Source organism: Actinophytocola sp. (assembly GCF_045807065.1).
Taxonomy (GTDB): domain Bacteria; phylum Actinomycetota; class Actinomycetes; order Mycobacteriales; family Pseudonocardiaceae; genus Actinophytocola.
In genome coordinates this window covers 1-7,305 of the sequence record NZ_JBJMIE010000700.1, presented here as the reverse complement: position 1 = coordinate 7,305, position 7,305 = coordinate 1, and the positions used below count along the sequence as shown (strand labels likewise).

7 protein-coding genes and 2 tRNA genes are annotated in these 7,305 nt (G+C 65.8%); 7 read left to right on the top strand and 2 right to left on the bottom strand.

Annotated features, from left to right (window positions below):
- The 7 genes from ACJ73U_RS41190 to ACJ73U_RS41160 all read left to right on the top strand — a co-directional run.
- The coding region (locus tag ACJ73U_RS41190) for a hypothetical protein (protein WP_407783211.1) at positions 1-802 on the top strand (802 nt) is incomplete at its 5' end.
- A gap of 175 nt (positions 803-977) precedes the next feature.
- Complete coding sequence (locus ACJ73U_RS41185) at positions 978-1,238, top strand: hypothetical protein (RefSeq protein ID WP_407783210.1); 261 nt, start codon at positions 978-980, stop codon at positions 1,236-1,238.
- Between the two features lie 19 nt (positions 1,239-1,257).
- A complete protein-coding gene (locus ACJ73U_RS41180) occupies positions 1,258-2,223 on the top strand; it encodes a bifunctional DNA primase/polymerase (protein WP_407783209.1) in 966 nt (321 codons plus the stop codon).
- Positions 2,223-3,287: an AAA family ATPase gene (locus ACJ73U_RS41175; RefSeq protein WP_407783208.1), complete on the top strand. Its 1,065-nt coding sequence runs from the start codon at positions 2,223-2,225 to the stop codon at positions 3,285-3,287. Before ACJ73U_RS41180 ends, ACJ73U_RS41175 begins: the two co-directional genes overlap by 1 nt.
- Positions 3,288-3,346: 59 nt before the next feature.
- On the top strand, positions 3,347-3,631 hold the full coding sequence (locus tag ACJ73U_RS41170; RefSeq protein ID WP_407783207.1) for a helix-turn-helix domain-containing protein: 285 nt from the start codon (positions 3,347-3,349) through the stop codon (positions 3,629-3,631).
- Positions 3,631-4,983: a tyrosine-type recombinase/integrase gene (locus ACJ73U_RS41165; protein ID WP_407783206.1), complete on the top strand. Its 1,353-nt coding sequence runs from the start codon at positions 3,631-3,633 to the stop codon at positions 4,981-4,983. The genes ACJ73U_RS41170 and ACJ73U_RS41165 overlap by 1 nt, the downstream gene beginning before the upstream one ends.
- A 765-nt stretch (positions 4,984-5,748) precedes the next feature.
- Positions 5,749-6,423: an NYN domain-containing protein gene (locus tag ACJ73U_RS41160; protein ID WP_407783205.1), complete on the top strand. Its 675-nt coding sequence runs from the start codon at positions 5,749-5,751 to the stop codon at positions 6,421-6,423.
- Positions 6,424-6,594: 171 nt separating this feature from the next.
- Here the strand turns inward: ACJ73U_RS41160 and ACJ73U_RS41155 are convergent.
- Both ACJ73U_RS41155 and ACJ73U_RS41150 read right to left on the bottom strand, forming a co-directional pair.
- Positions 6,595-6,671, bottom strand: a tRNA-Phe gene (locus tag ACJ73U_RS41155).
- A 269-nt stretch (positions 6,672-6,940) separates the two neighbouring features.
- Positions 6,941-7,014: transfer RNA gene (locus tag ACJ73U_RS41150), tRNA-Asp, on the bottom strand.
- Positions 7,015-7,305 lie beyond the last annotated feature (291 nt).

Below are 7,305 nucleotides of genomic sequence, written 5' to 3'. Positions count from 1 at the left end.
CGTGTGCCCCAACGGCACGCTCACCGAGGAACTCGCCCGGGATCCGCGCTACCCCGACCTGCGGGTAGTCGTGATGGTGATGGAGGAATTCCAGGTCTACTTCGAGACCGAGGACCAGGCCGTGAACAAGGACATCGCTGCCAAACTGGCTCGTATCCAGGCCGTGGGACCGTCGGCCGGTGTGGTCATCCTGTCCAGCTCCCAGAAGCCCTCCGGGGTCGGTGCGGGAGACGTTGGCCGGCTGTTCAACCGCTACCGCGACAACCACGCCGTCCGGTTCGCGCTCAAGTGCGGCAACCGGCTCGTGTCTGAGGCCGTGCTGGGCGGGGACGCCTACGCGGAAGGCTACGACGCGTCCACGCTGCCGGTCGGGGACGAGTACCGCGGAATCGGACTCCTCTATGGACAGTCGGACCACACACCGACCACGCACACGTTCCTGGCCGACCACGCCGACGCCGAGAAGATCCTGATTGCTGCCCGTCAGCATCGGGAGCGGGTCGGCACGTTGACCGGTCAGGCCGTGGGCGAGGAGATCCAGCGGCAGGTGCGGGACGTCCTGGCCGACACGCTCGCGGTGTTCGCCGGGTCGAGCCGGTTGCCGTGGCAGATCCTCGCCGGCCGGCTGGTCGAGCACGCCCGGGAGCACTACGGCGACATCACGGCCGACACGATCAGCGCCCAGCTCCGCGCGTTGGGAGTGCCGAGCGTGAACGTGAAGTGGGACGGCGCGGTGCTCAAGGGAGCCAAGGCCGACGACATCCACACAGCCATGACCCGCCGCAGTAGCAGCGGAGCGTAACCGTCACGAGTGGCCCTGAGCGGTCGGTGGGGTAGCGCCACCCGCGCTACCGGTAGCGGCACCGCTACCCCACCCCGCTACCCGCCACAACACACCTGATCAGGCCCTATTTCCGCAGGTAGCGAGTAGCGGCCCTGGTCACACCTGCCCAAAAACCCGCTCTCAGGAGACCTCCATGCCATCCCACGCCGCTACCGGCACCCTGACCGCCGCTACCCATAGTCACATTCTGTCCGGGCTGATCACCCTCGCCGTGGTGACCCTGGTGATCCTCGCGGCCGGCTACGCCCTCACCTGCTGGCTGTTCCCCTTCACCACCTGCCGCCACACCAACCCCCGCCACGCCTGGCGCTGCCACCGCTGCGAGGGCACCGGCCGCCGAGTCCGTGCCGGCCGACGCCTGATCAACGACCTCCGCGCCACCCGCCACCACTGAACCAGGGGAGCGAACGACCATGACCACAGCAACACTCGTCGCCACACCAGACCCAGACGACTCCAGCCGCCTGCTGACCACCGCGCTCCACCTCGCCCAACAGGGCTGGCACGTCTTCCCGCTCAAGCCCGGCAGCAAGGTCCCCGCCCTGCACGGCCACAAGCAGTGCCCCCGCACCGGCCCCTGCCAGGCGGGTCACCTCGGGTGGGAGCAACGCGCGACCACCGACCCCGACCGCATCCGGTCGGCGTGGAAGGCCGCGCCGTTCAACATCGGCGTAGCCACCGGCCCCTCCGGTCTCGTGGTCGTGGACCTCGACACCGCCAAGCCCGGCCACCTCCCGCCGGCCGAATGGCGGACGCCGGGTGTCCGGGATGGACAAGACGTGCTCGCGGTGCTCGCCGACCAGGCCGGTGAACCGATGCCAGCCGACACGCTCACAGTCGCCACACCGTCCGGCGGACTGCACCTGTACTACCGTGCGCCGGCCGGGGTCGAGCTGCGGAACACGGCTGGCACCCTCGGGTGGAAAGTAGACACCCGCGCTCACGGCGGCTACGTCGTCGCACCGGACTCGATGGTGGACGGTCGCCGGTACCGAGTGGTGGTCGACGTCCCGGTCACCCTGCTACCGACCTGGCTCGCCGCGCTGCTCCGACCCACGCCACCACCGCCGGCACCAGACCGACCCGTGCAGACCCTGACCGGCAGGCGGACGCGCTACGTCGACGCAGCCGTGCGCATGGAGTGCGCCAAGGTGCACCACGCGCCGGACGGACAACGCAACGCCACCCTCTACGCCGCCGCCGTCGCGCTCGGACAGCTCGTCGCCGGAGGCGCGCTGTCCGAACAGGACCACGAGCGCGAGCTACTGACCGCCGCCGGCCGACACATCGCGGTCGGCGCGTTCAGCGACCACCAGGCCCGCGCCACCATCCGATCCGGACTGAACAAGGGCCGCAACCGACCCCGGCAGGTGGCCTGATGACCACCCCAGCAACCCGCGCCCTACACGCCGTCCCCGCCGCACCGGAGCGACGGACACGGTGGACCGACGACCAGCTGTTGCGCCAGGAGTTCCCGCCGCCACGCTGGGCAGTGCCCGGCCTGCTCTGCGAAGGGCTCAACCTGCTGGCCGGCGCACCCAAGCTGGGCAAGTCCTGGCTGTCCCTCGGCATCGGCGCGGCCATCGCCAGCGGTGACCCCGCGCTGGGTGGGATCGAAGTCGAGCGCGGTCCGGTCCTGTACTGCGCGTTGGAGGACACCGGCCGCCGACTCCAGTCCCGCCGCCGGCAGATGCTCGCCGCCGGTGGCCGCGCCGCGCCGTTGCTCACGCTGGAGACGGCGTGCCCGACAATGCCCAACGGCGGAGACGCCGTGATCGTGGAGTGGATCGAGCAGAACCCCGGCGCGCGGCTGGTCATCGTCGACACCTTCGAGAAGATGCGCGGCCGCAACCCCCAAGGCGTGTCCGCCTACGCCGCCGACTACGCCGCCGCCGGCCGATTCAAAACCATCGCAGACAACTATGGCTTACCGATCCTGCTCATCCACCACGTCCGCAAACAAGCCGCCGAAGACTGGCAAGACCTCGTCTCCGGCACCAACGGCCTCACCGGCGCAGTAGACGCCACGCTCGTACTCGAGCGCTCACGCGGCCAAGCCGACGGCGTCCTACACGTCACCGGCCGCGACGTCGTGGAGAACGACTTCGCCATGACCTTCGACGGCACGTTCTGGACCAAACTCGACGGTCCCGCGGCCGACTACGAGATGGGCGACACCCGTGCGGACCTCGTCCGACTGGTACGCGAGTACCCCGGCAGCAAACCCGCCCAGCTCGCCGACGCGCTCAGTCTGCCGGCCACGAACGTCCGGCAAACCCTGTCCCGTATGGCCAAAGCCGGCCAACTCCGGGTAGCGCCCGGTGGGGCCTACTACCCGCTCGAAGCGGGCGACCAGCCAAGTGGACAGGACAGTGATGCGTCACCGCTGTCACACCTGTCACTCAGTCACTCCACCCCTTCCGACCAGGGAGAACAGCTGTGACAGCACCAGTGACATCCACAAGGTCCCGTCACTTCGACCAGTTGGAAGAGGTAGCTGGGATGATCTCCGCGAAGCCGAACCTTGGAGACGTGCTTGCTCAGCTCGCCAGGGTGCTTGTCGAGCAGACGGCCACACCGCCGATGCCCCCGACCCAGCCCGCGTCTGAACGGATTCTCCTGACCGTCGAGGAGGCTGCTGAGCGACTGGGTATCGGCCGGACCTTCGCGTGGCGACTGGTGCGGACCGGAGAGCTTAAGTCCGTGCAGATCGGCCGACTTCGACGCGTCCACGTCGATGCTGTCCGCGACTACACCGAGCGACTCATCACGAAGGGAGCGGCGTGATGGCTGCCGCAGCGGGCAAGGGCACCCGGAACCCGAATGGTGCCTCGACGATCTACTACAGCGAGTACGACGGCTGTTGGCACGGCCGGGTCACCGTTGGTCTGAAGGACAACGGCCTGCCAGACCGCAGGCACGTGAAGCGCAAGGCCACCGGGGAGGATGACAAGAAGGCGTTCAACGCGGTCACGACGGCCGTGCGCAAGCTCGAACAGGACCGTGACACCGGGAACGTGCGCAAGGCCGGCCGGGCGATGTCGGTGGAAGAGTGGCTGGTCCATTGGTTGGAAGACATCGCACGGCCGTCATTGAAGAAACGAGCGTATGCCGCCTACCGCACGGCGGTGCATCACCACCTGATCCCCGCGTTGGGCAAGCACAAGATGGACCACCAACGACTCAAGCCGGAACACTTCGAACGGCTCTACGCGGCGATTCTCAAGGCAGGTGGCAAGCCCGGCACCGCGCACCAGGTGCACCGCACCGCACGAACGGCATTCGGCGAGGCGCACCGCCGTGAGATCATCATGAAGAACCCGGTCGCGTTGGCGAAAGCACCCCGGCTTGACGACGAGGAGATCGAGCCGTTCGAGGTCGAGGAGATCCAGCGACTCATCAAGACCGCGCTCGGCCGCCGCAACGGCGTGCGTTTCGTGCTGGCCCTCGCACTCGGCACCCGCCAGGGCGAATCCATAGGGTTGAAGTGGTCCCGGCTCGATGACAAGACCAAGACGCTGAGGATCACCCAGCAACTGCAACGGCACACGTGGGAGCACGGCTGCAACAACCCGAACGCGTGCGGAGCCAGACACCACAAGACCAAGCCCTGCCGAGAGGGCTGCAAGCGGCACAAGCGGAAGCCCTGCCCGCCGCCGTGCCCTCCGGACTGCACCAGTCACGCGCGCTGGTGCCCTGAGAAGCACGGTGGCGGCCTGGTCGAGGTCGACGTGAAGTCACGTGCCGGCAAGCGCGGGATAGTGCTCCCAGACCAGCTCTATGAGCTGCTGGCCCGGCACAGGGTCGAACAGGACTGCGAACGTGAACTCGCGGCCGACCTGTGGGTGGACGAAGACTGGATGTTCGCCCAGCCGAACGGTCGTGCGATCGACCCACGTCGGGACATGGATGAATGGAAGGCTCTACTCGCTGCAGCAGGCGTGCGGAACGCCCGGCTGCACGACGCCCGGCACACCGCCGCGACGGTACTGCTGCTCCTGGAGGTGCCCGAACGGGCCGTGATGGAGTTCATGGGCTGGTCGAACAGCAGCATGGCGAAGCGCTATCAGCATGTCACCGCCGTACTTCGAGGCAACATCGCGGAGCGACTCAACGGCTTCCTCTGGAAGGAGGACTGAAACCCGAAGTTAGATCTCATGCTCTTCCGTGTGATGGGTGGTGTTCGGCATGTCCCGCACACCACCCATCACGATCATCGGTTGCGCCCTCGCTCACGTCGAGCGGCTAGCCATCCGCCTGTGCCGAGCGCGAAGACGCTGGCCCACGGTGAGAGCTTGGCGATGGCGACTGCACCAACGATGAGAATCCCCAGCAGCAGGGCGGCTCTGAGTGCTGGACCCCAGTTGTCGAGAACCTTGTTGACCAAGTCCAGTACGCCGTCCTGCAAATCTTTCCGAGAACTCCAGAAAGGTCCGTCATGATCACCAGAGCTCTCTCGTCTCTTAACTGCCAACCAGGGCTCCTTCCCCTGGAGAGTGGTCAGGTGGCTCCCCGCTGGCACCGAGGAGCCACCCCATGAGACCGAGCGGACAGGTGTGTCTACCGCTCGGGCGAGGAAGAGCCAAAAGCGATAGGCTCACTCACATCCGTGAGACTGTCGCCGCGGCGCACCCATGACGACATTTATGTGGGTGAAGTGACGCAGTGCGTCTCGTGACACTCTTATGGGTGAACTCACCAGCCCCGGCTTACTGTCGTCGGCCTGTTGCGCCTGGTGGGCCGGAGGATCCGCCCGTTCGCTTCTGATGCTGATCGGTACGGTTCAGTTGCTCTCAGTGACGACTGGTGTCGGTGGGTCCTTGCATCTAGCTGGAGCAACAGCACACGGTCGGGGGATGTAACAAAGGGCACCTTCCGACGACGTACAGGCTGAGGTACAGTTGATGCCGTTGCTCCCCGCCGTCCTCCGGGACTGGCGGGGCTTTTTTGTAGGAGTTGGGATGTCTGGTCCACAGCTCTGCGTAGTGATCGACTACCAAAACATCCACCTGACTGCTCACGACACTTTCGCTCCCGACGGGACTCCGGTCTACCACTGCCTGGTGCATCCCTTGAAGTTCGCGGAGAGCGTTGTCCAGGTGCGTGCACAGAGGCAACGCGACGACAGGCAGAAGCAGGCGGAGCTTGCGTCGGTGCACGTGTTCCGGGGCCAACCCAGCAACCATCGTGAGCCCTTCCTGTACGGGATCACACAGCGTCAACGGTCTGAATGGACTCGGGACCGTCGCGTCGAGGTGGTCTACCGAACCTTGCGATACCCATGGAAATGGCCTGCTGAGAAGGCAGAGGAGAAGGGTATCGATGTGCTAGTTGCTCTGTCGGTAGTGCGTTTGGCAGCTAGTGGTCAGTATGACGTGATCGTCTTGGCGTCTCACGACACGGATCTTGAACCAGCTTTGGAGCTAGTGGTCGACAACGGCCACAGCAAGATCGAGACTGCCGGATGGGAAGGAAACCGAATCCTTCGGCCCCACGGGCGACGCCTGTGGCACACAGCATTGAATGGCGCTGACTTCGTACGATCAAGAGATCGTCAGAACTACGCGCCTGGCCGCTAGTTGCTCGGGACCTTCTGGTGCATGCAAGGCATCCTTGCTCGCCTGTAATCGACGAGCACAGGGCAGGACTGCCAGATGCATGCCCGCCTTGGCAGCTCGCCCTGGACGGGAACTGAGACCCGAACTGAGACCCAACAGCCCCCGTCGATCTTCGACAGGGTCTGTTCGTGCTGGTGGCCAGGGGCGGGATCGAACCGCCGACCTACCGCTTTTCAGGCGGTCGCTCATACCAACTGAGCTACCTGGCCAAACAAAGAGCGAACCCGCCACCCCAGGACCAGGACCAGGACCAGGACCAGGACCAGGACCAGGACCAGGACCAGGACCAGGACCAGGACCAGGACCTGAGTCCCTGGTCCGCCAGCACTCTACGCTTCCGACGCTTCCGAAAACGCAACCACGCCGGGTCAGCAACCAACCGCACCGTGGGGGGCTTGGGGGGCTCGGCCCCCCAACATAATGACGAGAGCGACCAAGGTCTGCGCTCTCCGCAGACACAGGTCACCCATCGCTCTCGCGACCCTGACGGGACTCGAACCCGCGACCTTCGCCGTGACAGGGCGACGCGCTAACCAACTGCGCCACAGGGCCATGCTTTTTTTGTGTGCTCCTAACGGGATTCGAACCCGCGCTGCCGCCTTGAAAGGCCGTCAGGCTGGTTCGCACTGGCTGTCACCAGCACCGTTTGAAGCAACGGTTGTGACTCTAGCAGACCCTGACCCCATGATTTTCAGGGGTCTCATGCCACGTCCATGCCACAGGCCGGGGGTCGAGCACCCCTGACGTGAAGCCAGATGGAACAGCGACGATCGCCCATCGAGACCGGCGACCGGCTGCTCTACGTCAAGAAGGTCACTCCGGCACATGAGGACTGAGAGGTGG

What these genes read in the sequence shown, in the direction of transcription:
- ACJ73U_RS41180 (WP_407783209.1), top strand. Translation starts at nt 1,258, where the DNA reads ATGACCACAGCAACACTCGTCGCCACACCAGACCCAGACGACTCCAGC.
- ACJ73U_RS41160 (WP_407783205.1), top strand. Translation starts at nt 5,749, where the DNA reads ATGCCGTTGCTCCCCGCCGTCCTCCGGGACTGGCGGGGCTTTTTTGTA.
- ACJ73U_RS41185 (WP_407783210.1), top strand. Translation starts at nt 978, where the DNA reads ATGCCATCCCACGCCGCTACCGGCACCCTGACCGCCGCTACCCATAGT.
- ACJ73U_RS41165 (WP_407783206.1), top strand. Translation starts at nt 3,631, where the DNA reads ATGGCTGCCGCAGCGGGCAAGGGCACCCGGAACCCGAATGGTGCCTCG.
- ACJ73U_RS41170 (WP_407783207.1), top strand. Translation starts at nt 3,347, where the DNA reads ATGATCTCCGCGAAGCCGAACCTTGGAGACGTGCTTGCTCAGCTCGCC.
- ACJ73U_RS41175 (WP_407783208.1), top strand. Translation starts at nt 2,223, where the DNA reads ATGACCACCCCAGCAACCCGCGCCCTACACGCCGTCCCCGCCGCACCG.